The sequence below is a fragment of the Streptomyces sp. NPDC031554 genome, assembly GCF_055580685.1.
Genome location: NZ_JBVIKX010000019.1, coordinates 85,651 through 112,535 on the forward strand (window position 1 = coordinate 85,651; position 26,885 = coordinate 112,535).

Sequence of the window (26,885 nt, forward strand, 5' to 3'; positions counted from 1 at the left end):
CCCCGCCGTCGTACGCCACGGGCGGTCGTCAGGGGGCTGCCGGCCGTCAGGGGGCCGTGGCGCCACCGGTCCCGCCGGTCCCGCCGGTCCCGCCGACGCGGTCGACACGGCCGATACGGTCGACGTGCAGGACGTTGCCCCGGTCCTCGGCGTCCTCGCTGGGCCCGGCGGCGAACCAGGCGTCGAGGATCTCCTTCAGCAACGGCTCGGAGGTCAGGCGCAGGCTGAGGGCGAGCACGTTCGCGTCGTTCCAGCGGCGGGCGCCCTCGGCCGTGGGGGCGTCGGTGCACAGGGCCGCGCGGACGCCCGGCACCTTGTTCGCGGCGATGGAGGCGCCCGTGCCCGTCCAGCAGCACACCACGGCCTGCTCCGAGGTCCCCCCGGCCACCTCCCGGGCCGCCGCCTCCGAGCACACCGCCCACCGCGCGTCCGCACCGGGCCGCAGCGCACCGTGCGGCGCCACGTCGTGCCCTCGCGCGCGCAGTTCCGCGACGAGCGCGCGGGCGACGGGTTCGTCCATGTCGGAGGAGACGGAGATCCGCATGGACCGGAGGGTACTGAGGAGGGGCGGGCGGCGTCACGCCGGGGAGGACGGGACGCACCCCGCCGGGCGACCGCTCGGCCCGGCGACGACCGGTGCGGTGACGGCCGGCGCGGTGACGGCCGGTCCGGGAGCGCACGCGGGACGATGTCGGCCCTCTCGGTGCGCGGCCGGTCCGGGGACACGCGGCGGTGGAGGGCGGGCAGGACGTCACCGGCCGGTCCCGTTCACGCGTTCGTCCGCCGTCGCCGGCGGTCCGCCGGCGCGACCACCGCGCGCTCAGACCGGGGCGTTCCCCGGCGCGACCGCCTCCCCGCCGCCCTCTCCCGCCTCTTCCCGCTTCTCCGTCGCCGTCGCCGTCGCGGCGGGGAGTCCCACCGGATTGCCGTCCGGGATGAGGCCCGAGCCGCGGACGGCGTCGGCCAGCGGGGTGAGGAGGTGACCGAGACGGGCGGTGGCGTCGGGGCCCAGGGCCGTCCAGGGGGAGGCCGCCGCGGCGTCCGTCCCGGCCTCGACGGCCGCGCGGGCGGCCTTCCCGGCGGGGGTGAGCCGGCCGTCGTCGTCGAGCCAGCCGCGGTCGAGCAGTTCGGCCCGCGCCGCCCGCCATGCCGGGAGGTCCCACTTGCGGGTCTGCCGGAGCGTCTCCTCGTCCGACTCGCCCGCCGCGCACTTCAGCGCCATCGCCGCGACCGGGCCCAGACCGTGGCCGACCAGGACGGCGATGTGCCCGTCGCCCCGGTGTTCGCGCAGCGTGGTGACCGCCTGCCAGAGCCTGAGGTGCGGCTGCGCCGGCCGGGGGAGCGCCTGGTTGGCGGCGCCGAGGACGCGCCCCGCCGTGTCGGCGGCCCGCGCCGCCTCCCAGGCGAGGTCGGCGGCCTCGGCCATCGCGGCGGACCCGACCGTGTCCGCACCCAGCACGCGGGTCATCGCGGCGTCCATGGCCCGTTCGCGCGCCGAGAGGACGTCGGCCGGGTCGGCGTACCGCCAGGCGTCGGGGACGGCACGCGCGACGCGGTCGGGGTGGAAGACGTAGAAGGAGCTGGTGACGACGGCGGCCGGAGCGGGGCCGAGGGGAGCGGCGCGGAACGCGAAGTAGCCCATCCAGAAGCCGCGCATGCCGAGTTCACCGGCGGCCAGGTGTGCCTCGGGGGCGAAGTAGACCAGGTCGTGGACGAGTTCGAACCGCTCCCACATCGTCCGCACGACCGCGCCGTCCACCACATGCCTCCCGGTTCACGCTCTTCCGCCCGCCGGGAGGCAGCATGCGCCACGGCGGGCACGGCGGACAAGCCCCGCCGGTCCGCCCGGCACCCGCGGGCGGCCCGCACGGGGCGGCGTGCCGCGTGCCGGTGCGTGCCGGCCGGTGCGTGCCGGTCGGTCCGCGGCCGTCGTCAGGAAGGGCTCGCGCCCGGTTCCGGTCCGACGACCGTGCCCCGCAACTCCTTGATCGAACCGCCGAGTCTGCCGCGGAACCGTTCCAGCGTCTCCGGTTCGGCACTGACGACCCAGCGGGTGCCGACCAGGTACGTGCCGCCGTAGACGCTCGCGGAGTCCAGCCAGGTCTCCTTGAGCCGCTCCTCGGGGAACGTGGTGATGAGGTGGCCGCCGTCCGCGGTGGTGCACGCGCCCTGGCGCAGTTCGTCGGCCTCGATGCGGATGTCGGCCTCGCAGCCGGTGAGTGCGGCGATCACCTCGACCTTCGCGGGGGCGACGACCCCGGCCGCGGGGGCGGCGGAGATCTTCGCCGGGTCGCTGTTCACCGCGGTCTCCTCCGCGGCGCCGCCACAGGCCGTGACGGAGGAGAGCAGGAGCAGACCTCCGACGAGTACGGCGCCCCGCGGGAGGCGGGCGGTGGTGGGGGTGCGGCCGGTCCGTCCTCGCCTCGGCTGCTGTGGCACGTGCCTCTCCGTCTTCCGGTCCCGGGTCGCGCCCGGCCGTCGGCGGCCGGGCGTACGACTGCCCAGGAGTACGTCCGGTCCCGCGGGGTTGTTCAACTCCCGTGCGCCGGAAGGCCACCGCGGGCCGGCCCGGCCCCGCCGGCCGGCCCTGCACGGCCTGCCCGTTCACCCGCCGGGCAGGCCGGCCGAGCGGCCGGACTCGGGTGGGCGGTGGCCGCCCTGGGCGCGATCGCCCTGGGCGCCTCGGTGGCGGCGGTACGCCTGTGGCCGGCGCAGTCGCCTTCCGCTTCCACGCGCGCGGAACCGCGCGCGGGGCACCCGCACCCGGCCGGCGCCCGTGGCGTGCGGTCCGGCCGACGGCACCGCCGCGGCGACACCCTCGCGGACGGGACGCGCGCCCGCCCGTAGCTCCCCGGCGGATGGGGCGTGCGCCGCTCCCGTCCCTCTCGCGAAGCGGCGCACGCCCCGGCTGCTCCTCGGACCGGCGCACGCCCCGAGATCTCCCCCGACCGCTGCCCCGGCATCCCCGCGGACCGGCCCGCGTCACCCCTAAACTCTCGCGCACGGCGCATGCCCGCCGGGATGTTTCGGCGCGTTCCGGGTAAGGCTGCTCCAGGCGACCCGGAGGAGTCCATGTCCCCTGCGACACGACGTGCGGCCCGCTGGGCCGCCACCGCCGCGCTCGTCCTCACCGCTGCCTGCGGCGGCGGAGGCGGCGACGAAGCGGCGCGGACAGCTCCGGCCCCGCCGCCCACCGGTTCCACGGCGGCGGCCCCGACCGTCGGTTCCCCACCGCCCGTCGTGCGGTCCCCCACCCCCACGGGCACCGCTCCGGCGGACCCGGACGGGGCCGAGCGGGACATCCGGGCCGCGTGGGAGACCCTGTTCGCCCCGGACTCCTCCGTCGACGACCGCAGCGGGGTGGTGGAGGACGGCCCCCAGAACGCGCTGATGATCGAGAACCTCTTCGCCGACCGCCTCGGCGGCCGGCTGCGCGCCACGGTGACCTCCGTGGCGTACACGACGTCCCAGGAGGCCGCCGTCGGCTACGCCCTCACCCGCGACGGCCGGGAGCTGGAGCCCGGCGGGCCGGGGGCGGCGGTCCGGCAGGGCGACACCTGGAAGGTCGCGCTGCGCACGGTCTGCGACCTGACGCGGTACGCCGAGGACGCGCCCAGGGCGCCGAGGTGCGACGAGCCCGGCTCCCCGTCGGCCACCGCGGGGGCACGGCCGTAGGCCCCGTCAGCCGTCCGTTCCGCCCTCGCGGGTCGCCCAGGGCTCCGCGGATCGTCCCGGCCCTCGCCGATCGCCTCAGCCCTCGCGGGTCACCGCCGCGTCGAGCAGCGGGCCGAGTTCGCGGGCCACGCTCGTCAGCGCGCGCACGTCCCGCTCGGCGCGGGCGATGAGGATCGCCCCCTCCAGGGCCCCGATCATGAGCGTGGCCAGCGGTACGGTCCGTTCCGGCGGGACGCCCATGCCGGCCAGGGCGTCGGCCACGGCGCCGTTCCAGGCGGCGAACGCGGCGGACGCTGCCTCCCGCACGGACCCGACGGACCCGGCGCGGTCCACCGTGGCCGCGGCGACGGGGCAGCCGCCCGCGAACCCGGCCGACGCATACTCGTCGGTCCACTGCCGCACCATCTCGCCGAACAGGGCGCTCGGCGTCGGTTCGGGCAGCACGGCCAGGAACCGGGTCACCCGGCCGGCCGCGTAACGGCCCGCCCAGGCCAGCGCCTCGTCGACCAGCTGCTCCTTGCCGCCGGGGAAGTAGTGCTGGAGCGAGCCCCGCGGCGCCCCCGCGTGGGCGGCCACCTCGCGCATGCCGGTGGCGCCGACGCCGTCGCGCCGGATGAGCTGGGCCGCGCTGAAGACCATCCGCTCGCGCGGCCCCCGTCCGGACGGCGTCATGGTCGACCTCCAGGATGTCGCGACTGGCCGACGCCCACCCTATGACAGCGGTCATGGAAGCCTCTATCATGACGGCTGTCATAATCGCCGGCCCGGGCCGACGGCAACGGCCCCGCCCCGGCGCGGGCCGGGAGAGGCAGCGCATGACGTACGTCGGTTTCCTCGGCCTCGGGGTCATGGGGCAGCCCATGGCGCTCAACCTCGCCCGCGCCGGGACGCCCCTCCTCGTGTGGAACCGCACCCCGGGCCGCTGCGATCCCCTGCGCGCCGCCGGCGCCGAGGTCGCGGCGAACCCCGCCGAGGTCTTCGGGCGGGCCGGCACGGTGATCCTCATGCTGGCCGACGAGACGGCCGTCGACGCGGTCCTCGGCCGCGGCACCCCCGGCTTCGCGGCGCGCGTCGCCGGCCGCACCGTCGTGCACATGGGCACGACCGCGCCCGAGTACTCCAGTGGCCTGCGGGACGACATCCTGGCCGCGGGCGGCCGTTACGCGGAGGCGCCGGTCTCCGGCTCGCGGATCCCGGCGGAGCGGGGCGAACTGGTCGCCATGCTGGCCGGGGACGACGACGCCGTGGCGGCCGTACGCCCGCTGCTCGCCCCGCTGTGCCGCGAGACCTTCGCGTGCGGCCCGGTGCCGGGCGCGCTGCTGATGAAGTTCTCGGTGAACCTCTTCCTCATCACCCTGGTCACCGGTCTGGCCGAAGCCTTCCACTTCGCCGACCGGCACGGGCTCGACCGGCGCCTGCTGCGGGACGTCCTGGACGCCGGCCCGATGGCCAGCGCGGTCTCCCGGGGGAAGGCGCCCAAACTGCTGGCCCGCGACTTCACCGTCCAGGCGGCGGCCACGGACGTCCTGAAGAACAACCGCCTGATCGCACGGGCCGCCCGCGCGGCGGGCCTCGCCTCCCCGCTCCTCGACGTCTGCCACGCCCTCTACGGCGAGACCGTCGCACAGGGACACGGCGACGAGGACATGGTGGCCGTCCTGCACGCCCTGGAGACCCGCACCCGGGGCTGAACCCGCACCCGGAGCCGGGAGAAGACCCGGCGCCGGACGGCCACGAGGCGGAGATCGGGGCGCTCGGCGGTCGGAGGTCGGGGCGGCCGGAGGTCGGGGCGGTCGGAGGTCGGGGCGGTCGGAGGTCGGCGACGCGGGACGGGTCGCCCGGCGCCACGGGGTAGGCCACGGGGCAAGCCACGGGGCCGTGAAGACGATCTAGAATTCCCTTTCCTGCCCGAGTTCTTCCGCTTTCCTCTCGTCCGTTTCCGGCCAATAACTCAAGCCATTGTCCTCGGTCCGGCGATATCCGGAGAGTGGGATTCCGGACATCGCACGGACCCGCCTCCTTCCGGCAGGATGTTTTCCTCCGCCGCGGCACGCGGCGGGCGGCGCGTCGGCGGCGGGAACGCGTTCGCCATCGGAAAGGCCGCGCGCGGTGTCGGCGGCGGGTGTGGCGGCCGTGCCCGGCGGTCGTGGTGGGACGCCGGGCACATGGCGCGGCCGAGGCCGGCCGACGGCGTCCCGGCCCGTTCCCCCCGCAGTTCAGATGCCGTCGTCCCCGCGGAGTGGCGAATTCCGGCTCATGCCCGGCGTGACCGGCGGCGATCCGCGAAGGGGACCCGCCCGCCCGGAGGACCCGCTCGGCGCCGCGAGTGCCGGAGCGAAGCGGGAACCCCCGGCGCCGCGCCGTCGCCGCCCGGACGCGCGCCCCGGCGCGGTGATCGCGGACGGCGGGCGCGGCGGGAACGCTCGCCCCGGTGCTGCCGCACCGGCCCCCGGCGCGCACCCCGCGCCATCCGCGAGAAATCGAACCAGCCTTCGCTCGGGCACCCTTGTCCTCGCCGTCGGCGCCTGATTAAGCTCCCGAGTGTTGCAATTCTTGCACCTTTTCTACACATCTTTGTCAACCATGGCGCTATTTCGCATGCGCTCTCGCATGCGATGTCGAGTGTGACGGCGGAAACGGGGTGGGCTGCGCATGGGATCTTCCGTTCCCGAAGCGAGGGCCTCGCGCGTCCGGGCCGTTCCGCCTCCGCCGGCCGTGGTCGAGGACACCGGGCCCGCCGGGGACACCGGGGACACCGGACCCGCCACCCGTGACGTCCGGCTCTTCTGGTGCGCGAACGCCGCCGACTCCCTGGGGAGCCAGGCGTCCGGGGTCGTCCTGCCGCTGCTGCTCCTCGGACTCGGTCACTCGCCGGCGGTGGTGGGGCTCGTCGCCGGGGTGTCCACGGCTGCCGGGCTGGTGCTCGGTCCGCTCGTCGCCGTCCCCGCCGACCGTGGCGCGCGCAAGCGGGTGATGTTCTGGTCGGCGGTGGTCTCGGCGCTCGCGATGGGCTCCGTGGCCGCGGCCGTCGCGCAAGGACGGCCCTCGCTGGTCCACCTGCTCGCCGCCGTGCTAGTGGAGCGCACCGCCACCGCCTGCCACGAGGCGGCCGCCCGTGGCACGGTGGCCCTGATCTCCACGCCGGAGAACCTCCCGCGCGTGGTGGCCGGGCTGGAGGCGGGCGACCGGGGCGCCCTGGTCGCGGGACCCGCTCTGGGCGGCATGCTGTACCAGCTCTCGCGCGCGCTGCCCTTCGTGCTGGACGCCGTCTCGTACGCCGTCACGGCCGTGTGCGTCCGGGCCATGCGCTCGGACCTGCGGGCCGACCGGACCGACGGCGCGGACGCGGTGAGCGTGACGCACCGCGCGGACACCGCGGACCGGGCCGACGGCGCGGCGGGGCCGACGGGGAGCGCGGTCCGGGACGGTTCTGTTCCGGGGCCCGCGGCGCGACCCGCTCCCCGTTCCGCACGCGGCACCTGGTCCGTCCTGGCCACCGAGGCGGGCGCCGGGGTCCGCCTCGTGCGGTCGACACCCCTGCTGCGGCTGGTGCTCGTGTGGACCACCACCGTCAACGGCGTGCTGGCCGCGCTGTACTACGACGCCGTCTTCACCCTGCAGGAGAGCGGCCACGGCGGCACGCCCATGGGCCTGGTCCTGGCGCTGTCCGGCGCCGCCGGACTCGTCGGTTCGCTCACCGCGCCCCGGCTGGTGCGCCGGATCAGGCCCGTGCGGGCGGTGGTGACGGTGTCCTGGCTCATGGTCCCGCTCGCCGCCGCGCTCGCGACGGCCGGAGGACCGTGGACGTACGGGGCGCTGTTCGGCGCGTTCTGCCTGATCATGCCGCCGGCCACCGTGATCCTCCAGGCCCGTGCCGTCCAGGGGACACCGCCCGGCCTGCAGGCCCGCGCGGGCTCCGTGCTCGCCACCGCCGCCGGCGGGTCCGCCGCCGTGGCGCCCGCGCTCGCCGGGTTCCTGGCGGCTCACGCGGGGGCCGCCGTACCCGCGCTGGCCTCCGCCGGAGTGCTGGTCCTGCTCGCCGTGCACACGACCCTCGGCGCGGGACGCGTACTGGCGCCGGGCGCACCGCCGAAGGCCTCCCCGCCGAAGGACGTCCCGCCGAAAGGCACTCCGGCACAGGACGTTCCGGTGAGGGGGCGAGAGGCGTGACCGGCCCCCGGTACCAGGTCTACCTCGCCGCCCTGCCCGAGGTCTGCGCCGCCGACCCCGAACGGATGGCGTTCACCGCGGACGCGGAGGGCCGGTGCGAGGTGTTCGCCTGGGACGCCGGGACCGGGCACGCCCGCCAGGTCACCGACCGGCCGCGGGGCACCCTGCACGGAACGATCGACCGGGACGCGAACGTGTGGTGGTTCGACGAGGACGCGCACGGCGCGGGGCACTGGCGGTTCCAGCCCTTCCGCGGCGGCCCCGACCTCCTCGGGCTGACCGGCCTGCCCGCGGGCACCCCGCGCGGTCTGGCCGTGAGCGACGACGGGATCGTCGCCATGGGGCTGGGGGACGGCCGGACGACCACCGTCCACCTGGGTCGGCGCGGTGCTCGCGCACACGAGGTGACGCGCGTCGACCGGCACGCCACGCTGTCCGGGATCACCGCCTCGGCCGGTCTGCTGGCGCTCAGCGGGCCCGCCGGTTCCGCGCACGCGGTGACCGTGCTGGCCGCGGACGGCACGCCGCGCGCCGTGCTCCCCGGCAACGGTGAGCACGGCAGACTGTGGTCGCTCGGCTTCGCGCCCACCGCCGCACGCGACGAGCTGCTGCTGGTGCGCGAGGACGACGACCGCTACCTGCTGGCCAGTTGGCGGCCGGAGACCGGTGTCCGTACGTACCCGTGGTGCGCGTTCGACAGCGAGATCACCGCCCGCTGGTACCCGGACGGGGACGAAGGGCGTGCCGTCCTGATCCGCGAGGACCGCCACGGCCGCAGCACCCTGCACCGGGCCCGCCTGGACACCGCCACCCTCACGCGCGTGCCGACACCGCCCGGCAGCCTGCTGGACGCGGCACCGCGAGCCGGGGGCGACGTGCACTACCTGTGGACGGACACGTCCCATCCGCCGCGGATGCACTCCACGGCCGGTACCGCGCTGCCGGCCCTCGCCACCGTGCCGGGGCGCGTGCCGGGCGACCACCGCGACCTGTGGACGCCGACCCCGGACGGCCCCGTGCACACCTGGCTCAGCCTGCCCGAGGACCACGGCCTGCCCGAGGACCACGGCTCGTCCGAGGACCACGGACTGCCTCGGGAGCCCCGGCCCCCGCGGGGCGGAGCCCGCGAGGAGCGGGCGACCGGGGGGCGAGGTGTGCCGCCGCCCGTCGTCTTCCTCGTCCACGGCGGTCCCGCCGACCACGACCGCGACGCCTACGACGGTGTCGTGCACTCGCTCGTGGCCTCGGGCTTCGCCGTCGCACGCGTCAACTACCGCGGCTCCACCGGCTACGGCCCCCGCTGGCGGCGGGCCTTCGGCGCGGGCGTGGGACTCACGCAGGTCGAGGACCTGGTGGCGGTGCGCGCCGATCTGATCGGACGCGGGTTGGTGGACCCGGACGCCGTCGGGCTGTGGGGCACCTCGTGGGGCGGTTACCTCACGCTGCTGGCCCTGGGCACCCGCCCCGGACTGTGGCAGGCGGGCGTCGCCGTCAAGCCCGTCGCCGACGGCGTCGCCGCCTATCGCACCACCACGCCCGCGCTGCGCGCCCTGGACGAGCGCCTGTACGGAGGCACACCCGACGAGGTGCCCGAGGCGTACGCCCGCAGCTCGCCGATCCGGTACGCCTCGCGCGTGCGGGCGCCGCTGCTGGTCGTGGCCGCCACCCGGGACGCCAAGTGCCCGCCCGGCCAGGTGCGCGGCTACCTCGCCGCGCTGCGCGCCGCCGGAGTCCGCCACGAGTCGATGTGGCTCGACAGCGGACACGACGGCTACGAGGGCGGCGACCACGTCGCCGTACTGCGCCGTGCCGTGGTCTTCCTCGACCGGGAGCTGCGCGGCGCGCACCGCTCCCCCAAGACGCCCCCCGCCGACCGGAGGGGGGATTCCGGCCGCGTCCGTACCACGGCGGCGGCCGGGACGGGTACCGCCGAACACACCGAGAGGAGAACCGCCCATGCAGAAGGACATCATCCACAACGACCCGCTCGAGGGTGACGAGGAGAACCGGAAGCCGAGCATCGGCGTCACGATCACCATCCCGTTCCGCAACGCGGAAGACGCGGAAGAGGGCTGATCCTCGCCGGCCGGCCCGGCGGCCACCATGCCGGGCCGGCCGGTCGGCCCGGCACCACAGGGACCTCCGCCGCAACGGGGACGTCGGTCCCGACGGGGCCGGGGGCGTGCCGACGGGGCCGGGGGCGTGCCGCCACGACCGCGGTCGGTCACCCGAAGGCCCCGCCGCCGCCCCCTCCTTCTTCCGCCGCCCTCCCCGTTCCCCGTTCCCCGTCTTCCGGCTGTCCCACGAGGAGCTGACATGCGTGTACTGCTGGTCAACATGCCCTGGTCGCCCATCGACCTTCCGTCGCTGGCCCTGGGAATCCTCAAGCGGAGCGTGGACGAGCACGTGCCGGACGGCAGTGCCGAAGTCCTGCACGCCAACCTGGAGTTCACCGACTGGATCACCCGGCGCATGGAGTTCACCGCCGAGGACTACGAGTACTACGCGCTGGCCTCCTACTTCATGGGCTGCGGCGACTGGGTCTTCTCCTCCGCGCTCTACGACGACCCCACCTGGCGGGAGGAGGAGTTCGTCGCCGCGATGAAGGGCAAGCTCGGCGCGTCCCGGATGCAGATGACCCGCGAACTGCACCGTCTCGTACCGGAGTTCGTGTCGGACATCGCCCGGCGGATCGTCGACGAGGCACCCGACGTCGTGGGCTTCACCTCCACCTTCCAGCAGAACACCGCCGCGCTCGCGGCCGCCCGCCAGGTCAAGCGGCTCGCACCGCACATCGTGACCGTCATGGGCGGCGCCAACTGCGACGGCGAGCAGGGCGCGACGGTGCACCGCAACTTCCCGTTCGTGGACCACGTGATCCGGGGCGAGGGCGAGGCCGCCTTCCCGCAGCTGCTGTCCGCGCTCGGGGAGGAACACCCGGACCTGTCCAGCGTGGCCGGGCTGTGCCACCGCGGTCCGGACGGCGCGAGCACCGCCAACGCGATGGCCACCAGCCCGCTGCCGCCCGCCACCATCCTGCCGCCCGACTACAGCGGCTACTTCGAACGTCTCGGTGCCTCCGTGGCCCGCAACTGGGTCGAGCCCAAGCTCGTCGTGGAGGGTGCCAGGGGCTGCTGGTGGGGCGAGAAGCACCACTGCACGTTCTGCGGACTCAACGGTTCCTTCATGCAGTTCCGCAGCAAGAGCCCGGACACCTTCTACGACGAGATCATGGACCTGGCCCGCCGCCACCGGGTGCTCGACATGTACGTGGTCGACAACATCCTCGACATGGGCTACCTCTCCACCGTCCTGCCCCGGATCATCGAGAGCGGCTACGACCTGCGGCTGCACATCGAGATCAAGGCCAACATGCGCCGCTCCCAGCTCCGTACGCTCTCCGACGCGGGCCTGATCTACGTGCAGCCGGGCATCGAGAGCCTGAACAGCCGCGTCCTGGACCTGATGGACAAGGGCGTCAGCGGCTGCCAGAACGTACGCATGCTCCGCGACGGCGCCGAGACCGGCCTGTCGGTGTCCTGGAACTACCTGCACGGCTTCCCGGGAGAGAGCGCGGAGGACTACGACCCGGTCATCGCGCAGATACCGGCGCTGGAGCACCTCAACCCGCCGGTCGACCTCTCGGCGCGTATCGCCATCGAACGGTTCAGCCCCTACTTCAACCGGCCCGAGCTGGGCTTCTCCGGCCTGCGCCCGGAGGCGCACTACCGCTTCACCTACGACCTGCCGGAGGAGGAGCTCTACGGCCTCGCCTACGTCTTCGAGGCACCGGAGCGGGGCATCGGCAAACCCACCGTGACCGCGCTCAACGCCGCGCTCGCCGCCTGGCGCAAGCACCACGCCGACGCCCGTCTCACCCAGGCCGACCTGGGCGACCGCATCGTCCTGGTCAGCAAGCGCCGGGCCTTCGACTGGCGGGCGATGGAACTGACCGACCCGTACGAGATCGCCCTGTTCCGGCTGCTGGACCAGCCGCACACGCCCTCGGCCGTCACCCGCAAGGCCGCGGGCCGGGTACCGGACGGGGCGCTGCGGGAGGACGCGGTCCAGGAGCTGCTCGACCGCTGGGTGGAGCTGGGGCTGGTCTTCACCGACAACGGGCAGTACGTGCACATCGCGCCCTCGGCGGTGAACGAGGACCTGCTGCGACTGGACTTCATGCGGCACCGGCACGCGGCCCCCGCACCGGACGCCGCGCCGGCCGAACCAGCCGAACCGCACATGACCGGAGTCTGACCTGCTTTCCCGCCTCCCTCCCCTTCCTTCCTCCCCTCTCCCGCGTCCCTCCCCCTTCCCTCCCCTTCTCCCAGTCCTCGCCCGGGCGTCGTCCCACCGCGGTCCGACGTCCGGCCGTTCAGGCGCACCTGGAGGCCAGTCCGATGAGTCCCCGCTCCATCCTCACCCCGTCCGCCACCGCCTGGCGTGACTACGACCCCGTCGCCTGCGCGCTGCCGGGGATGTTCCTCGGCGACATCGCGCTGACCGGTCCCGTCGCCGAGGAGTGCGACCGGCTGTGGGAACTGGGCGCGCGCCGCGTCCGGCTGTCCGGTGTCGTGGATCTCGCGGACACGGGAACGCCGGACGCGGCGGCCCGTGCCGTACGGACCCTCAGTCTGGTCAGGGACCTGACGGCCCGAGCGGTGCTCGTCGAGTGGGACCTGCGGCCGGATCCGGACGGGGGCCCCACGGCCGCCGAGGACATCGGCAGCCTCCTGAGCCACCTCCAGCCGCCGCAGCGGATCGAGGGGGTGGACCCGGCGTCGGCGCAGGACGCGCTGCGGACCTGGCGCAACGGCCACTACCTCGGCAAGTGCCTCTGGCGGCAGGGGCCGGGCTTCGTCCAGATCCGCGACCGGCGCTGGGGAGACCTCCGCCGGTTCACGGTGGACGAGCCGCACTACCGGGAAGCGATCGAACGCCTGTCGTACGGGGCTCCCGCGTCGGTGGTGCCGCCGGACGCGCTCGCCGACTTCCGCGAGGAGCGGCTCGTGCTCGCGGTCGGCGGGGTGCAGTGGTGGCTGCCGTACCGCGTCAACCGCTGGATACAGGAAGCGATGACGATCTGAGCGCCGGGGGCCCGCCCGCCCCTCCCTTCCTCCCCCTGCTCCCTTCCTCCCCTCCCGGCGGAGCGTCCCGGCGGCCGGCCCCGCACCCGCGGAGTCCTCCGGCGGGACGCTTTTCGGTTCGGCCCCTCGTCAACAGGGGCCCGCGTCCCGTTCGACGTGCCCCCCGGACCAGGAATCCGCCTGCGTCACGCGCCGTGGACGCCCATCGCTCGCCCCTCCCGCCGCGGCTCACACGGTCGGAGGAACGGGCAGGAGCGCCCTCCGGGCACGCAGCACCGGATACACGCCCCCACCCTCCGAAACGTTCGCCGGCCCGACCGGCACGCGCCCACCCCTCTCACGCCCGCCGCCGCGGTAAAGGCACGCACCTCGCCCCGGCGGGGGGTCTCCGCCGCAGGTCGCAGCGATCACGACAGGGGCTCTGCCGCTCTCCGGCTTCCGGTCGAACCCGATTCCGAAGGAGAGGCGCCGACGCCCGTCGTGACGGCTCTGCGTCGGAACCAGGTACGGAACGTTCGACGGCCCGGCCCGGCCTGGCGCCGGTGGCGGAGCCCTGCCACCGGCCGCGTGCGTCGGTCCGGCCCGGAGGAATGCCGTACGCCGCCCGCCTTTTGCGTGCGACCAATCCGCGGCCTTCGCGGCCCCGGATTACACAAGGCCGTTCCGGCCTGTCACGCACACGGGAGAACCATCGTGAAGGAACCAGTACGTATCGGCGCCGGACAGTCCGTGAAACCGGACCTGCAGAGTCTGCTGCACGAGGTGGCGCTGGGTGATCAGGAGGCGTTCGCCGCGGTCTACGACGCCGTGGCCGGTTCCGTCCTCGGGGTGGTCCGGGCCGTTCTGCGTGACCAGGCGCAGTCGGAGGAGGTGACACAGGAGGTGCTGGTGGAGGTGTGGCGCACTGCCCCGCGCTACCGGCCCGAGCGGGGCACGGCGGTCAACTGGATCCTCACCCTCGCGCACCGGCGGGCCGTGGACCGGGTGCGGTCGGTGGAGGCCGCGGCGGCCCGTGACACCAAAGCCGCTCTGCTCGATCACCAGCCCGCCTACGACCAGGTGACCGAGGAGGTCGAGACCCGGCTGGAGCAGGAGCAGGTACGGCGCTGCCTGCGCACCCTGACCGAACTGCAGCGGCAGTCGGTCACCCTCGCGTACTACCGCGGTCTGACCTACCGGGAGGTCGCCGAGGCTCTGACGCTGCCGGTCGGGACCGTCAAGACGCGGCTGCGCGACGGTCTCATCCGACTCCGTGACTGCCTGGGGGTGACCGCGTGACCGCGACGGATCTGCACGCGATGACAGGCGCCTACGCACTCCACGCGCTGGACGGCGAGGAACGTGCCGCCTTCGAGCGTCACCTGGCCTCCTGCGATGCCTGCGGGCAGGAGGTCGCGGAGTTCGCGGCCACTGCCGGCCGTCTGGCCGGGGCCGCCACGGTGCGCGTGCGCCCCGCCGTGCGGGAGCAGGTTCTGCGGCGCATCACCACGGTGCGGCAGGTGCCGCCCGGTGCCGCGGCAGCGGAGCGGGTGCGCCGGGGCGGGTGGGGAGGGCGGGCCCTGGGACGGTGGGCGCTGGCCGCCTGCGTGGCCGCCGCGGCCGCTTCGGGCGGCACGGCCGTGTGGCAGTACGGACGCGCGCAGGGCGCCCTGGACCGGGCGGCGCGGGTGGAGCGGCACGCGGCGGACGTGGCGGGAGTGCTGGCCGCCCCCGACGCCAGGTCGCGTTCGGCGAGGATGGCGGGCGGAGCGGGCACGCTGGTGGTCTCCGCGGGCCGGGACCGGGCCGTGTTCGCGGTCTCCGGGACGGCGACGCCGCCACGGGGCAAGGTGTACCAGCTGTGGTTCGCCGACGGCGGGAGGATGCGCTCCGCCGGGCTGATGGACCCCGGCCGCGGCAGTCAGACCGTGCTCATGGAGGGTGCGGTCGACGGCGCCTCGGGCATCGGCATCACGGTGGAACCGGCCGGTGGATCGAAGCAGCCCACCTCGGCACCGATCGCCCTGCTCGGCGTTCCGTCCTGACGCGTGCGGGCGGGAGGAGAGCCTGCCGGTCGGCGGACTCCCCCACCCCTGCACGTGGTTCACCGGCCGCGCGGGGTGACCGGGGGAAGAGGGAGACGGTGCGTGCCGTGCACGCGCCCCGGCCGGGACGCCCCGTCATGTGCCGTTCCGGCAGCCGTTTCCCGCTTCCGTGGGAGCGGGCGGGTCGCCTCGGCGGACGCGGCGCCGGCAGGCCGTTCAGGTCTCCCCGCCGCAGACGGCTGATCGTGACGGATGCGGGACCGGCGGCCCCGGCCGCCGCGACCGGCCGGCCGGCGCAGGGGTCGCCCTCTCACCCCCGGGGCGAAGGCGGCCGCCGCACCGCTGCGGCAGCCGTCCTCGTGGAACCCCCGGCGGCGACGGCCACCCGAGAACACGGTCACGGCCGTGTTCGGATCCGGCAGTCGGCGCCGGGCGGGCACCGACTCCGGCGTGCGCACCGGATGTTCGCAGGTCGTGCGGGCCGGCACGGGGTCGGGATCCACGCGGTCCCGTCCGCCCGGGGTGACGCCATGGGTCCGGGCGGCATCGCACCTCCACCCCGTCGACGTGCCCCCGCCCGGATCGCTCCCGTCAAGCGATCCGGGCGGGGGCGGCGTCCTCGGCCCGCGGGTGTCAGCTCTGGGGCATGAGAACGGTGTCGATGATGTACACGTTGGCGTTGGCGGTCTTGACGTTGCCGCAGACGACCTGGGCGGAGTCGTCGACCGTGTAGGACTCGCCCGAACCGGAGGTGGTGAGCTTCGACTTCTCCAGCGTGTCGAAGGAGCCGTTCTCCAGGTCCTCAGGGGCAAGCTTCCGGCCGACGACGTGGTGGGTGAGGATCTTCGTCAGCTGGGCCTTGTCGGCCAGGACCTTGTCCAGGGTCGCCTTCGGGATCTTGGCGAAGGCGTCGTCGGTCGGTGCGAACACGGTGATGTCCTGCGCGTTGTTGAGGGTGTCGACCAGGCCGGCCTTCTTCACGGCCGCCACCAGGGTGGACAGCGCGGGGTTGTGGGAGGCGGCGGTGGCCACCGGGTCCTGGGCCATGCCGTCGAAGGAGCCGGCACCGTCCTTCGGCACCGCGGAACAGGCAGCACCGAACGGCTCGTCCATGCTGCTCGCGGTGCCGTCGGAACCGGCCATGTCGTCGCTGCCCTTGGTGTCCGAGGCCGACGCCTTGGTGGAGGCGGCGGACTTGCCCGAATCGCTGCTGCCCGAGCAAGCGGTCAGGGCCAGGGGAAGGACGGCGGCCGCGGCGAACAGACCGGCGGTACGACGGACACGGGTGTTCATGATGATCTCCTGGGGAACGAGGCAGCACGATGCGGCTGCGCAAGGGGGTTGTCACGGAAAGGTGGTCCGGAAAGGAACGCACGGCTCTTGGAGCAGGCGGTCAGTCGACGGTCACGACGACGGAATGCCGTCCGTCGGCGCCGTCGGGGATCGTGCGGGTACGCCGGTCGGTCTGCACGGCGCCGGTGCGGTCGGTGGCCCGTACGGTGAGGGTGTGGCTGCCCGGGGTGGCCTGCCAGGAGAGGGACCACTGCCGCCAGGTGTCCCGGGTGTCCTCGGCGGCCAGGTGGGCCTGCTGCCAGGGCCCGTCGTCGATGCGGACCTCGACCTTGTCGATGCCCCGGTGCTGGGCCCAGGCGACCCCGGCGACCATCACCGTGCCGGCGCCGGGCCGGGCGAAGGGCTTGGGGGTGTCGATACGCGAGGCGGTCTTGACCTGGGCCTCGCGGGCCCAGCCGCGCTTGACCCAGTAGGGGGCGTGGGCGTCGAAGGTGGTCAGTTCGATGTCCTCGATCCACTTGCAGGCCGAGACGAACCCGTACAGGCCCGGGACCACCATCCGCACCGGGAAGCCGTGTGCGAAGGGCAGCGGTTCGCCGTTCATGCCGAGGGCGAGCAGCGCGTCGCGGCCGTCCATGAGGTCCTCGACCGGGCTGCCGATCGTCATGCCGTCCACCGAGCGCGCCACCAGCTGGTCCGCCGGGCCTCCGCGGGAGGGCGGTCTCACCCCGCACTCGGCCAGCAGGTCGGCCAGCCGCACACCGATCCAGCGGGCGTTGCCCACGTACGGGCCGCCGACCTCGTTGGAGACGCAGGTCAACGTGATGTCCCGCTCGATCAGCTCCCTGCGCAGCAGGTCGTCGAAGGAGTAGGCGGCCGTACGGCGTACGCCTCGGCCGTGGACACGCAGCCGCCAGGTGGTGGCATCCACCCTCGGCACCACCAGCGCGGTGTCCACCCGGTAGAAACCGCTGTTCGGGGTGATGAAGGGGCTGACCCCTGCGACACGCAGCGCGGCCCTCGCGGGTACCGGCCGCGCCGGTGACCCCGGCCGCGGCAGCGCGACCTCGTCCCGTGCGGCAACCGCGTCCCGGCCGCGCGAGGCGTTCAGGAACCGGCCGGCCCCGCCCGCCAGGGCAGAGGCTGCCGCGGCGGACGTGGCCACGAGGACGAATCCCCGCCGGTCCCGTCCCCCGGACGCGGACGGACCGGCCCCTCCCTCCTCGGGCACCACCTCGTGCCCGGACGCCGGTGACCGCCTCACCGTGGTCAGGCGTCCCGTCAGGACGTACAGGAGCAGAGCCCCGGCAAGGGCTCCCACGGCCGAGGGCAGCGTGTCGGCGAGGCCGGTGGAGTCGGGCCGGCCGGCGGCGGCAGCCGCCCCGACGGCCCCGAGGAGAAGGACTCCGGCGGCTCCGGCCCGCCGGAACCGCACCGCGAGCACGCCCAGCACCAGAGCCGACACGGTCAGCACGGCGAGGATGCCGAGCTGCAGGACGAGCTTGTCGTCGGTGCCGAAGTGGCGGATCGCCCAGTCCTTGACCGCGGCGGGCGTCGCGTCGATGGACGCGCCACCCACCGCGACGACCGGACCTGACCGCGGACGCACCGCGGCCGCGACCAGTTCGGCCACCGCCAGCGCGGTGAAGCCGGCCAGCGCCCCGCTCAGCGCACCCAGCACCGGACGCGGCCGACCCGGCCGCACTCGCTGGTCCTTCTCCTCGTCGCTCACATGGGGAATCCGGTCCCGCGCACCGGCGCGGATTGGTCCCGGACCCGATCGGGTGAAAAGAGATCTCGCACCCGTCCGCCCCGCGTTCCGCAACGGATCACCTGGTTGCCGGTCGGCGGACGTCGCCGGTACCGCTGCCCCCGGAGTACGGACGATGTGCTGCCCCGGGGGGCCGTGCGGGGCCCGGACCTCCGGCGCTCACCTCGCGGCGGCCCTGCTTCCTCCCTGCCGACGTGCCGGCCGGTGCCGACACCGGTGTTGCTGAAGGCCGGGCTCGGCGAGCCGATCGCACTGACGGTGTCACCACGGGCGTCGACGGGGATGCCGGTGCGCCGGTGACCGGAACATCGGCCGGCGCCGGCGTGCACTCGCAGATCGGAGCATCCCCGCGGGCGCGGGGTCGACAGCGGCTTCCGTCTTGCCCTCACCCATCGGCGCGGAGCATCCCTGCGGGCGCGGGGTCGACACTTGCTGAGCAGGGACGTTACCAAGCAGGTTAGCTGTTTTCCTTCAGTCCCCTCTTGGGAGGGGACGTCGGGACCAGTTCAGCAACATCGACAGGGCGCCATCAGTCGCCGTCGGTAGTAACTCACCGTGCCCGCCGCGGACCGACCGAGCAGACCCCTCCCGCAGAAGGCTGACGGAGGGTCCGGCCTGCCCGGGATGCCGCCCACGTGACCTTCGCTGCCGCAAGGTCGATACTGCCTCTGTAGGGCCCCGGTCCGCATGCCGTCGGTCCGTCGCAGAATCTGACGCAGCGCCATCAGGGCCGGCGTCGAGCCGGCATCAGTACCGTCACCACCCGTTCCCGACCGCTACGGACCGCCGAGATCGAGCAGTAACCGAACCACTCTGACCAGCGAAGACACAGGCCGAAGGCCATCTGCTGAGCTCATTGGGAGATCCCATGAAGATGCTGATCAACGTCCCGGAGACCGTGGTGTCCGACGCGCTGCGGGGGATGGCCGCCGCGCATCCCGAACTGACCGTGGACGTGGAGAACCGGGTGATCGTGCGGCGGGACGCGCCGGTGGCGGGGAAGGTGGGGCTGGTGTCCGGGGGCGGGTCCGGGCACGAGCCGTTGCACGGGGGGTTCGTGGGGCCGGGGATGCTGTCGGCGGCCTGTCCCGGTGAGGTGTTCACCTCGCCCGTGCCCGACCAGATGGTGCGCGCCGCCGCGGCCGTGGACAGCGGGGCGGGCGTGCTGTTCATCGTGAAGAACTACACGGGTGACGTGCTGAACTTCGACATGGCCGCGGAACTCGCCGAGGACGAGGGCATCCAGGTCGCGAAGGTGCTGGTCGACGACGACGTCGCGGTGACCGACAGCCTCTACACGGCGGGGCGGCGCGGCACGGGCGCGACGCTGTTCGTGGAGAAGATCGCGGGCGCGGCCGCCGACGAGGGCCGGCCCCTGGAGCGGGTCGAGGCGATCGCCCGGCAGGTCAACGAGAACTCCCGCAGCTTCGGCGTCGCGCTCAGCGCCTGCACGACCCCGGCCAAGGGCAGCCCGACCTTCGACCTGCCCGCCGGCGAGCTGGAACTGGGCATCGGCATCCACGGCGAACCGGGACGGGAGCGGCGGGCCATGATGACGTCCGGCGAGATCGCCGACGTCGCGGTGCACGCGCTGCTGGAGGACATGCCGCCGCACAACCCGGTCCTGGTCCTGGTCAACGGCATGGGGGCGACGCCCCTGCTGGAGCTGTACGGCTTCAACGCCGAGGTCCAGCGGGTGCTCGGCGAGCGCGGGGTCGCCGTCGCCCGTACGCTCGTCGGCAATTACGTGACGTCGCTCGACATGGCCGGTGCCTCGGTGACCCTGTGCCAGGTCGACGAGGAGACGCTGCGGCTGTGGGACGCGCCCGTACGGACGCCGGGGCTGCGCTGGGGCATGTGACCGGGCGGACGCGAGCGACCAACGTACCGACCACGCAAGGAGATCCCGTGCTCGACGTCGACTTCTTCCGCCGCTGGATGACGGCGACCGCCGTGTCCGTCGACCGTGAGGCGGAACGGCTCACCGCCCTCGACTCGCCGATCGGCGACGCCGACCACGGCAGCAACCTCCAGCGGGGGTTCACCGCCGTCGTCGCCGCCCTGGAGAAGGAGCCCCCCGCGACTCCCGGGGCCGTCCTCGTCCTCGCCGGGCGCCGGCTCATCTCGACCGTCGGCGGGGCGTCCGGCCCCCTGTACGGCACGCTGCTGCGTGGCACCGGCAAGGCGCTCGGGGACGCGGCCGAGGTCAGCGAGGAGGAGTTCGCGCAGGCGTTCCGCGCCGGGGTCGACGCGGTGATGCAGCTGGGCGGGGCGGCGCCGGGCGACAAGACGATGATCGACGCGCTGGTGCCCGCCGCGGACGCCCTGGCCGACGGCTTCGGGGCGGCGCGGACCGCGGCCGAGCAGGGCGCGCTCGCCACCGTTCCGCTCCAGGCCCGCAAGGGCCGGGCGAGTTACCTGGGCGAGCGCAGCATCGGGCACCAGGACCCGGGCGCCACCTCGTCGGCGCTGCTGGTCGCGGGGCTCGCGGAAACGAACGGGGAGTGAGGGCGGTCATGACCGACGACAAGCTGGTGGGGATCGTGCTCGTGTCGCACAGCGCGCAGGTGGCGGCCTCGGTCGCCGAGCTGGCCCGGGGGCTGGCGGGCGGCGGCACCGCCGTGCCCGTCGCGCCGGCGGGCGGCACGGAGGCGGGTGGGCTGGGGACGAGCGCGGACCTGATCGCCGCCGCTGCCGCCTCGGTCGACCGCGGTGCCGGGGTCGCCGTCCTGACCGACCTCGGGAGCGCCGTGCTGACCGTGAAGACGCTGCTCGCAGAGGGCGACGAACTGCCCGACAGCACGCGTCTGGTGGACGCGCCGTTCGTGGAGGGCGCGGTGGCCGCCGTCGTCACGGCCTCCACGGGGGCCGGCCTGGACGCGGTCGAGGCGGCCGCCTCGGAGGCGTACGCCTACCGCAAGGTCTGACGGACGGGCGCGGGGCGGCGCGGCGCGGCGCACGTCCGCACGGGGGGGCGCGCCGCCCCGGCGACCCGCGCCTGCCCCGCCGTCGCCTCGGCCCGGTCCCTCCTCGGCGACGGTGACGGCGACGGCCGGACGGACGGCCACAGGTTCGTTCCCTCCCTCTCACGCCATCGTGTCCGCGCGCGGGGCGGCGCCGTGCCGGGCGGACTGCTCGACGGCCGCGCGGGGGCTCCACGACGGCCGGTCGGCGGTCCGAGTCCCCGGTGCCGGCCCGCGCGGGCGGTCCCGTACCGGCGACACGACCGCGCGGGATCAACCACGCCCGGGGACGGGGCGGGCGGACCGGGAACGGGGGCCGGCGCCTTCCCGGCGCCGGCCGCCCGGCAGCCTCGTCGGCGCGGGATCAGCGACGACAGCGGCCCGCGCCACCGGCGTGAACTGCCGTACGCAGAGGCAGGGTTCAGCCGCGAGGAGGATCAGCATACGTAACTCCCCGAATCGCCCGCCAACCCCGCACCGCACCCCCTCTTGATGTGTCCACATCGGCACGCCATATTGGTCCGGACCATTGCCGCCGTGCCGGGCCGGGAGGCGAAGCCGTGCGACGCATCGTGCTGTGCGGAGGGATCCTCGCCCTGTGCTGCGGCTGTGCCGCGCCGGACGACGACGGCGGCGAGGGACGGGCGCCGGGGGCGCCGACGGGGGTCATCGCCGAGGCGGGCAGCGCGACCAGCGTGCACGTGATGTGGAACGCGCTCCCGGCGGTGAGCGGCTACGAGGTGTACCGGGGCGCCTCGAAGGTCGCGGACGTGCCCGGTTCGCAGCACATGCTCGACGTCACCCGTCTCACGCCGTCCACCGCCTACGTCTTCAGCGTCCAGGCCCGCGACGCCGAGGGCCGGCTCGGGCCGCGCAGCCGGCCGGTGCGGGCGACGACTCCGGCCTCGGTCGCGGCGGACCGTTCGGCACCGACCCGGCCGGGCGGCGCCACGGGCCGGGCGGCGGGCGGCCGGGCCGTCCAGCTGTCCTGGAGGGCGGCCACGGACGACCACGGGGTGGTGTCGTACGACGTCTTCCAGGGCGGGACGAAGATCCACAGTGTCGGCGGGAACCAGACGGCGACCCTGGTGACGGGCCTCCGGCCGGGCACCCGGTACTCCTTCACCGTCCGGGCGCGCGACGCGGCCGGCAACCTCTCCCCCGCCGGCGCGGCCGTGCGCCTGAGCACCGCGCCGGGCGGCGACGGCGACGAGGGGGAGGACACCGCGCCGGCGGACTTCCGGGCGACGACCCGCCGGGCCGACGGGGCGTACTACATCGACCTGTCCTGGGTGCCGCCGCGGGTCGACGGGGCGGTCACGGAGTACCAGATCCAGCTCGACGGGCAGCTGGCCACCTCGCTGGTCTGGGGCGGGACCGCGCCGCGGGACAGGGCCGCCCACAGCTTCTACGCGGGGCACGAGGCCGGCGCCGGGCACCGGATGCGGCTGCGGGCACGGCTGCCGGACGGCACGTGGGGAGCCTTCTCCGCGGAGCGGGCGGTGACCACGGGGAGCACGGACGCACCCTGACCGGAGGGGGCCGACCGCGGGAGCACCAGCGGGCGGGGTGCCGTTCTGCGCCGTCCGGCGGAATCCGTCACCTGCCCGGCGGCGGCCGGGGTGCGGGCCGGGCCGGACGGACGTTGGCTGCCCCTGATGGCAGCACGGGCGTACCCGACCCTCCGGCGGCGCAAGGTCGCCGACCGTGCCGCCGGAGGACATCCGATGCGTACTTGCCCTTTCCTCGCCCGCTGCGGGCTGACCATGGCGGCCGCCGCCGCGCTGCCCCTGGCCGTGACCGCCCAGCCCGCCGCCGCACGGGTCTCGGGCATCTCCGTGAGCACGTCCGGCTCCACGGTGTCCGTGGTGACCAGCGCGTGCGCACAGATCAACGGCAGCTGGGGCACGGCGGCGCTGCTCGACAGCAACCAGGCGAACTTCGCCCAGGGCCGCCAGGTGGCCCTGTCGGGCACCAGCGTCAGCCAGTCCGCGGCCTGGTCCAACGTCGCCCAGGGCACCCACACGGTCGTCGTGATGTGCTCCAGCGGCAGCACCGCCGGCACCCAGTCCGTGATCGTGTCCCCCGTCACCACGCCGACGATCTCCGCGACGGCCTCGCCGACCCGCGGCGTGCTGGGCGGCATGGGCGGCGCCACCCGTGACTACGGCACCGTCACGCTCGCGGCGGGCGGCGCCCTGGTCGGCACGGGGGTCGCCGCGACGGTGTGGTTCCTGCGCCGTCGCACGAAGCCGCACCGGTTCTGAACGCCGGCCCGTCGCCACGGCCGGCGCATCACCACGGCCGGCCCGTCGCCACGGCCGGCGCGGGTCGGGCGGGCGGCGGATCTCCGTCGCCACCGCCCGCCCGCGTCCTCGTGTCCCCGCGTCGTCGCGCCCTCGCGTCGTCGCACCCTCGCCCCGTCCGCGCACAGCGCGAAAGCCCGGCCCCGCCGAACAGACACCACCCGCCGCGCGCCGCCGGTGGCCGCGGTCGGCGTGCCGGACACGGCACCACGGAACCACCCCCGGCCCGTCGCCCTCGGCACCCGGCACCCGGCACCCGGCACCCGGCACCCGGCACCCGGCCTACGGTGTCTGCTCGGCGGGGTCGGGCAGGCCTTCCAGTGCCTCGGTCAGCCACTGGGTCCAGAAGGTCTCCAGCTCGATGCCGGCGCGCAGCACCAGGTGCTGGATCCTGCTCTGGGCGCTGTCGTCGCCGGGCGGGAAGTCCCGCTTCTCGATCTCCTCGTACTCGGCCAACTGCCTCCGGTGCAGGTCGAGATGGCGGCGCAGGTCGTCCTGGAGGCCCGCCGTGCCGACGACGGCGGCGGCGCGCAGCCGCAGCAGCAGCGGGTCGCGGTGCGGCTTGGGGTCCTGCGCCGCGGCCGTCCACCGCCGGAGTTCGGCGCGGCCCGCGGGCAGGACCTCGTAGTTCTTGCGCTGCCCGCGGGCCGGCTGCTCGGCGGGCAGCGCGCGGATGAGGCCCTCGGCCTCCAGCCGTCCCAGCTCGCGATAGATCTGCTGGTGCGTCGCCGACCAGAAGTAGCCGATCGACTTGTCGAACCGGCGGGTCAGGTCCAGCCCCGACGACGGCTTCTCGAGCAGAGCGGTGAGGATCGCGTGCGGGAGTGACATGGGCTCATCCTAGGGACGGGCGGGGCCTGCGGGTCCGCCCCTACAGGGCCGCCGCCAGCTCCGTGCCCTGCTTGACGGCACGCTTGGCGTCCAGCTCGGCGGCCACGTCGGCACCGCCGATGAGGTGCGCGCTCACCCCGGCGGCGACCAGCTCCTCGTACAGGTCGCGGCGCGGGTCCTGGCCCGTGCACAGCACGATGGTGTCGACCTCCAGGACGGTGCTCCGGTCGCCGACCGTGATGTGCAGGCCGGCGTCGTCGATGCGGTCGTAGCGCACGCCGGGGACCATGCGCACGCCGCGGTGCTTGAGTTCGGTGCGGTGGATCCAGCCGGTGGTCTTGCCCAGGCCCGCGCCGACCTTGCCGGTCTTGCGCTGCAGCAGGTGGACGGTGCGCGGCGGGGCGCTCCGCTCGGGGGCGGCGAGGCCGCCGGGGGCCCGGTAGTCCATGTCGACGCCCCACTGGCGGAAGTACGTCGCCGGGTCCTCGCTCGCCTTGTCGCCGCCGTCGGTGAGGAACTCGGCGACGTCGAAGCCGATGCCGCCCGCGCCGAGGATCGCGACGCGGTCGCCGACGGGGGCTTTGTCGCGCAGGACGTCGAGGTAGCCGACCACGCTCGGGTGGTCGACGCCGGGGATGTCGGGGGTGCGCGGGCTGACGCCGGTGGCGACCACGACCTCGTCGTAGCCCCCCAGGTCGCCGGCGTTCACGAAGGTGCCGAGGCGTACGTCGACGCCGTGGGCGTCGAGCTGGTGGCGGAAGTAGCGCAGCGTCTCGTCGAACTCCTGCTTGCCGGGGACCTTGCGGGCCACGTTGAGCTGGCCGCCGATCTCGGACGCGGCCTCGAACAACGTGACGGCGTGGCCGCGTTCGGCCGCCGAGACCGCGCAGGCGAGGCCGGCGGGTCCGGCGCCGACGACCGCCACGCTCTTGCGGCGCCGGACGGGGCCGAGCACCAGCTCGGTCTCGTGGCAGGCGCGCGGGTTGACCAGGCAGGAGGTGATCCGGCCGCTGAAGGTGTGGTCGAGGCAGGCCTGGTTGCAGCCGATGCAGGTGTTGATGGCCTCCGGCGTGCCCGCCGCGGCCTTGCCGACGAAGTCGGGGTCGGCGAGCATCGGGCGGGCCATCGACACCATGTCCGCGCAGCCGTCGGCGAGCAACTGCTCGGCGAGTTCGGGGGTGTTGATGCGGTTGGTGGTGACGAGCGGGATCGACACCTCGCCCATGAGCCGCTTGGTCACCCAGGTGTAGGCGCCGCGGGGCACGGAGGTGGCGATGGTGGGGATGCGGGCCTCGTGCCAGCCGATGCCGGTGTTGATGAGGGTGGCGCCGGCCTCCTCGACGGCCTTGGCGAGGGCGACGACCTCGTCGAGCGTGGAGCCGCCGGGGACCAGGTCGAGCATCGAGAGCCGGTAGATGACGATGAAGTCCTCGCCGACCGCCTCGCGCACGCGCCGCACGATCTCGAGGGGGAAGCGCGTGCGGTTCTCGTAGGAGCCGCCCCAGCGGTCGGTGCGCCGGTTGGTCTGCAGGGCGATGAACTCGTTGACGAGGTAGCCCTCGGAGCCCATGATCTCGACGCCGTCGTAGCCGGCCTGCCGGGCGAGGCGGGCGGTGCGGGCGTAGTCGTCGACGGTCCGCTCGACCTCGGCGTCCGTCATCTCGCGGGGGACGTGCGGGCTGATCGGCGCCTGCAGCGCGCTCGGCGCGACCAGGTCCTCGTGGTAGGCGTAGCGGCCGAAGTGCAGGATCTGCAGGGCGATGCGGCCGCCCTCGCGGTGCACGGCCCCGGTGATCGTGCGGTGCTGCTCGGCCTCCGCGTCGGTGGTGAGTTTGGCGCCGCCCTCGTAGGGGCGCCCCTCGTCGTTGGGGGCGATGCCGCCGGTGACGATCAGGCCCACGCCGCCGCGCGCGCGGGCGGCGTAGAACTCCGCCATGCGCGCGAAGCCGTTCTCGGCCTCTTCCAGGCCCACGTGCATCGAGCCCATGAGGACGCGGTTGGGCAAGGTGGTGAAGCCCAGGTCGAGCGGGCTCAGCAGGTGCGGGTATCGGCTCATCGGGGCCCTCCGTGCGCGGTGTCGTGCCCCTGTAGTTGTAGAGGACCGCGCACGGGTTGTGCAACTAGTTGCACAATGGCCCGGGAGTCGCCTTTCTCACGTCGCCCCTCTCATGTCACCGGCTTCCGGCGTCGCCCCCGGACGCGTCACCGGCTCTCGAGCAGCAGGTGCAGCTCCGTCTCCTGGTCGCCGGAGGCGGAGGACAGGTCCTTGACCCGGAACATGGAGTCCAGCGTCGCGCGGAACCGGTCGATCGCCCAGTAGCCGCCCTGGACGTCGGCCGTGACCGGCGACGACAGGCGGGCCGGACGGGCGCAGTCCTTCGCGTCGCCGACCTCGAAGGTGCCGAGCCACACCATCGGACGACTCTCGTGGAGCTGTTCGGGCACGTCCTCGGCGCAGCGGTCGGACGCGAAGCAGGCGCACAGCGTGTCGAAGACGATCCGGGCGTCCTCCTTGCTGCAGTCGCTGATCTCGAGGGTGACGGACTCCGGATGGGATCGCTCGCGGTCCATCGTGATGGCTCCTCTCGTGGCGGTGGCGGGGGGGGGGGGGGGGGCGCCCCCCCCGCCCCCCCCCCCCCCCGCCCCCCCCCGCCCGCCCCGGCCGCCCCCCCCCCCCCCGCGGCCCCCCCGCCCCCCCCCGGCGGTGCGGGGCGACACCCGGGTCCCGGACGGCGCCGGGTTCAGGAGGGTGGTCTCGGGCGCTG

General features: G+C 74.7%; 22 protein-coding genes. 13 read left to right on the forward strand and 9 right to left on the reverse strand.

Annotated features, from left to right (window positions below):
* Positions 1–46: 46 nt before the first annotated feature.
* The 3 genes from ACZ5FU_RS33345 to ACZ5FU_RS33355 all read right to left on the reverse strand — a co-directional run bounded on the left by ACZ5FU_RS33345 (position 47) and on the right by ACZ5FU_RS33355 (position 2,439).
* Positions 47–544 (reverse strand): RpiB/LacA/LacB family sugar-phosphate isomerase, encoded by a 498-nt coding sequence (locus ACZ5FU_RS33345; RefSeq protein WP_468645420.1) that lies wholly within the window; start codon positions 542–544, stop codon positions 47–49.
* A 276-nt stretch (positions 545–820) separates the two neighbouring features.
* Complete coding sequence (locus ACZ5FU_RS33350) at positions 821–1,759, reverse strand: SCO6745 family protein (RefSeq protein WP_451781042.1); 939 nt, start codon at positions 1,757–1,759, stop codon at positions 821–823.
* Between the two features lie 173 nt (positions 1,760–1,932).
* Complete coding sequence (locus ACZ5FU_RS33355; protein WP_468645417.1) at positions 1,933–2,439, reverse strand: hypothetical protein; 507 nt, start codon at positions 2,437–2,439, stop codon at positions 1,933–1,935.
* Positions 2,440–3,072: 633 nt separating this feature from the next.
* Here ACZ5FU_RS33355 and ACZ5FU_RS33360 point away from each other — a divergent pair.
* Positions 3,073–3,675, forward strand: coding sequence for an MTB12 C-terminal domain-containing protein (locus tag ACZ5FU_RS33360; RefSeq protein WP_468839649.1), 603 nt, complete (start codon positions 3,073–3,075; stop codon positions 3,673–3,675).
* Between the two features lie 75 nt (positions 3,676–3,750).
* Here the strand turns inward: ACZ5FU_RS33360 and ACZ5FU_RS33365 are convergent, their stop codons facing one another.
* Positions 3,751–4,347 carry a TetR/AcrR family transcriptional regulator gene (locus tag ACZ5FU_RS33365; protein ID WP_451530827.1) on the reverse strand — a complete coding sequence of 199 codons (597 nt, stop codon included), beginning with the start codon at positions 4,345–4,347 and terminating at the stop codon, positions 3,751–3,753.
* Between the two features lie 143 nt (positions 4,348–4,490).
* Here ACZ5FU_RS33365 and ACZ5FU_RS33370 point away from each other — a divergent pair, with 143 nt between their 5' ends.
* The 7 genes from ACZ5FU_RS33370 (at position 4,491) to ACZ5FU_RS33400 (ending at position 14,956) form a co-directional block, all read left to right on the forward strand.
* Positions 4,491–5,366 (forward strand): NAD(P)-dependent oxidoreductase, encoded by an 876-nt coding sequence (locus ACZ5FU_RS33370; protein WP_451530844.1) that lies wholly within the window; start codon positions 4,491–4,493, stop codon positions 5,364–5,366.
* Positions 5,367–6,327: 961 nt separating this feature from the next.
* Entirely contained in the window at positions 6,328–7,845 is a 1,518-nt protein-coding gene (locus ACZ5FU_RS33375; RefSeq protein ID WP_469047704.1) for an MFS transporter, read from the forward strand.
* The gene (locus ACZ5FU_RS33380) at positions 7,842–9,842 is read left to right on the forward strand and encodes an alpha/beta hydrolase family protein (protein WP_469047706.1); all 2,001 of its coding nucleotides are present in this window, start codon (positions 7,842–7,844) and stop codon (positions 9,840–9,842) included. Before ACZ5FU_RS33375 ends, ACZ5FU_RS33380 begins: the two co-directional genes overlap by 4 nt.
* A gap of 319 nt (positions 9,843–10,161) precedes the next feature.
* The gene (locus ACZ5FU_RS33385) at positions 10,162–12,102 is read left to right on the forward strand and encodes a RiPP maturation radical SAM C-methyltransferase (protein WP_469047707.1); all 1,941 of its coding nucleotides are present in this window, start codon (positions 10,162–10,164) and stop codon (positions 12,100–12,102) included.
* A gap of 143 nt (positions 12,103–12,245) precedes the next feature.
* The gene (locus tag ACZ5FU_RS33390) at positions 12,246–12,932 is read left to right on the forward strand and encodes a DUF5825 family protein (protein ID WP_469047709.1); all 687 of its coding nucleotides are present in this window, start codon (positions 12,246–12,248) and stop codon (positions 12,930–12,932) included.
* 693 nt (positions 12,933–13,625) lie between these two features.
* Entirely contained in the window at positions 13,626–14,210 is a 585-nt protein-coding gene (locus ACZ5FU_RS33395; protein WP_451530832.1) for a sigma-70 family RNA polymerase sigma factor, read from the forward strand.
* On the forward strand, positions 14,207–14,956 hold the full coding sequence (locus ACZ5FU_RS33400) for an anti-sigma factor (protein WP_469047710.1): 750 nt from the start codon (positions 14,207–14,209) through the stop codon (positions 14,954–14,956). The genes ACZ5FU_RS33395 and ACZ5FU_RS33400 overlap by 4 nt, the downstream gene beginning before the upstream one ends.
* A 633-nt stretch (positions 14,957–15,589) precedes the next feature.
* Here ACZ5FU_RS33400 and ACZ5FU_RS33405 read toward each other — a convergent pair.
* Both ACZ5FU_RS33405 and ACZ5FU_RS33410 read right to left on the reverse strand, forming a co-directional pair.
* Entirely contained in the window at positions 15,590–16,249 is a 660-nt protein-coding gene (locus ACZ5FU_RS33405; RefSeq protein WP_468839665.1) for a fasciclin domain-containing protein, read from the reverse strand.
* 100 nt (positions 16,250–16,349) lie between these two features.
* Entirely contained in the window at positions 16,350–17,981 is a 1,632-nt protein-coding gene (locus ACZ5FU_RS33410) for a molybdopterin-dependent oxidoreductase (protein ID WP_451530835.1), read from the reverse strand.
* 907 nt (positions 17,982–18,888) lie between these two features.
* Between ACZ5FU_RS33410 and dhaK the strand changes: the two genes are divergently transcribed.
* From dhaK to ACZ5FU_RS33435, 5 genes are all read left to right on the forward strand, one after another.
* On the forward strand, positions 18,889–19,881 hold the full coding sequence (gene dhaK, locus ACZ5FU_RS33415) for a dihydroxyacetone kinase subunit DhaK (protein ID WP_451530836.1): 993 nt from the start codon (positions 18,889–18,891) through the stop codon (positions 19,879–19,881).
* Between the two features lie 47 nt (positions 19,882–19,928).
* Positions 19,929–20,528 (forward strand): dihydroxyacetone kinase subunit DhaL, encoded by a 600-nt coding sequence (gene dhaL, locus ACZ5FU_RS33420; protein ID WP_451530837.1) that lies wholly within the window; start codon positions 19,929–19,931, stop codon positions 20,526–20,528.
* 8 nt (positions 20,529–20,536) lie between these two features.
* Complete coding sequence (locus ACZ5FU_RS33425) at positions 20,537–20,947, forward strand: PTS-dependent dihydroxyacetone kinase phosphotransferase subunit DhaM (RefSeq protein ID WP_469047712.1); 411 nt, start codon at positions 20,537–20,539, stop codon at positions 20,945–20,947.
* Between the two features lie 596 nt (positions 20,948–21,543).
* The gene (locus ACZ5FU_RS33430) at positions 21,544–22,515 is read left to right on the forward strand and encodes a fibronectin type III domain-containing protein (protein ID WP_469047714.1); all 972 of its coding nucleotides are present in this window, start codon (positions 21,544–21,546) and stop codon (positions 22,513–22,515) included.
* A gap of 195 nt (positions 22,516–22,710) precedes the next feature.
* Positions 22,711–23,250 (forward strand): hypothetical protein, encoded by a 540-nt coding sequence (locus ACZ5FU_RS33435; RefSeq protein WP_451781020.1) that lies wholly within the window; start codon positions 22,711–22,713, stop codon positions 23,248–23,250.
* 321 nt (positions 23,251–23,571) lie between these two features.
* Here ACZ5FU_RS33435 and ACZ5FU_RS33440 read toward each other — a convergent pair whose 3' ends face one another.
* From ACZ5FU_RS33440 to ACZ5FU_RS33450, 3 genes are all read right to left on the reverse strand, one after another.
* Complete coding sequence (locus ACZ5FU_RS33440) at positions 23,572–24,120, reverse strand: PadR family transcriptional regulator (RefSeq protein ID WP_451530840.1); 549 nt, start codon at positions 24,118–24,120, stop codon at positions 23,572–23,574.
* A gap of 40 nt (positions 24,121–24,160) precedes the next feature.
* Positions 24,161–26,176 carry an NADPH-dependent 2,4-dienoyl-CoA reductase gene (locus tag ACZ5FU_RS33445; RefSeq protein ID WP_468645399.1) on the reverse strand — a complete coding sequence of 672 codons (2,016 nt, stop codon included), beginning with the start codon at positions 26,174–26,176 and terminating at the stop codon, positions 24,161–24,163.
* A gap of 146 nt (positions 26,177–26,322) precedes the next feature.
* Positions 26,323–26,691, reverse strand: coding sequence for a hypothetical protein (locus ACZ5FU_RS33450; protein ID WP_451530842.1), 369 nt, complete (start codon positions 26,689–26,691; stop codon positions 26,323–26,325).
* Positions 26,692–26,885: the final 194 nt, after the last annotated feature.

Bases quoted from the DNA above. Each gene is read 5' to 3' on its own strand.
- dhaK (WP_451530836.1), top strand. From the start codon at position 18,889: ATGAAGATGCTGATCAACGTCCCGGAGACCGTGGTGTCCGACGCGCTG.
- ACZ5FU_RS33450 (WP_451530842.1), bottom strand. From the start codon at position 26,691: ATGGACCGCGAGCGATCCCATCCGGAGTCCGTCACCCTCGAGATCAGC.
- ACZ5FU_RS33370 (WP_451530844.1), top strand. From the start codon at position 4,491: ATGACGTACGTCGGTTTCCTCGGCCTCGGGGTCATGGGGCAGCCCATG.
- ACZ5FU_RS33360 (WP_468839649.1), top strand. From the start codon at position 3,073: ATGTCCCCTGCGACACGACGTGCGGCCCGCTGGGCCGCCACCGCCGCG.
- ACZ5FU_RS33390 (WP_469047709.1), top strand. From the start codon at position 12,246: ATGAGTCCCCGCTCCATCCTCACCCCGTCCGCCACCGCCTGGCGTGAC.
- ACZ5FU_RS33365 (WP_451530827.1), bottom strand. From the start codon at position 4,347: ATGACGCCGTCCGGACGGGGGCCGCGCGAGCGGATGGTCTTCAGCGCG.
- ACZ5FU_RS33425 (WP_469047712.1), top strand. From the start codon at position 20,537: ATGACCGACGACAAGCTGGTGGGGATCGTGCTCGTGTCGCACAGCGCG.
- ACZ5FU_RS33375 (WP_469047704.1), top strand. From the start codon at position 6,328: ATGGGATCTTCCGTTCCCGAAGCGAGGGCCTCGCGCGTCCGGGCCGTT.
- ACZ5FU_RS33440 (WP_451530840.1), bottom strand. From the start codon at position 24,120: ATGTCACTCCCGCACGCGATCCTCACCGCTCTGCTCGAGAAGCCGTCG.
- ACZ5FU_RS33435 (WP_451781020.1), top strand. From the start codon at position 22,711: ATGCGTACTTGCCCTTTCCTCGCCCGCTGCGGGCTGACCATGGCGGCC.
- ACZ5FU_RS33445 (WP_468645399.1), bottom strand. From the start codon at position 26,176: ATGAGCCGATACCCGCACCTGCTGAGCCCGCTCGACCTGGGCTTCACC.
- ACZ5FU_RS33345 (WP_468645420.1), bottom strand. From the start codon at position 544: ATGCGGATCTCCGTCTCCTCCGACATGGACGAACCCGTCGCCCGCGCG.
- ACZ5FU_RS33385 (WP_469047707.1), top strand. From the start codon at position 10,162: ATGCGTGTACTGCTGGTCAACATGCCCTGGTCGCCCATCGACCTTCCG.
- ACZ5FU_RS33405 (WP_468839665.1), bottom strand. From the start codon at position 16,249: ATGAACACCCGTGTCCGTCGTACCGCCGGTCTGTTCGCCGCGGCCGCC.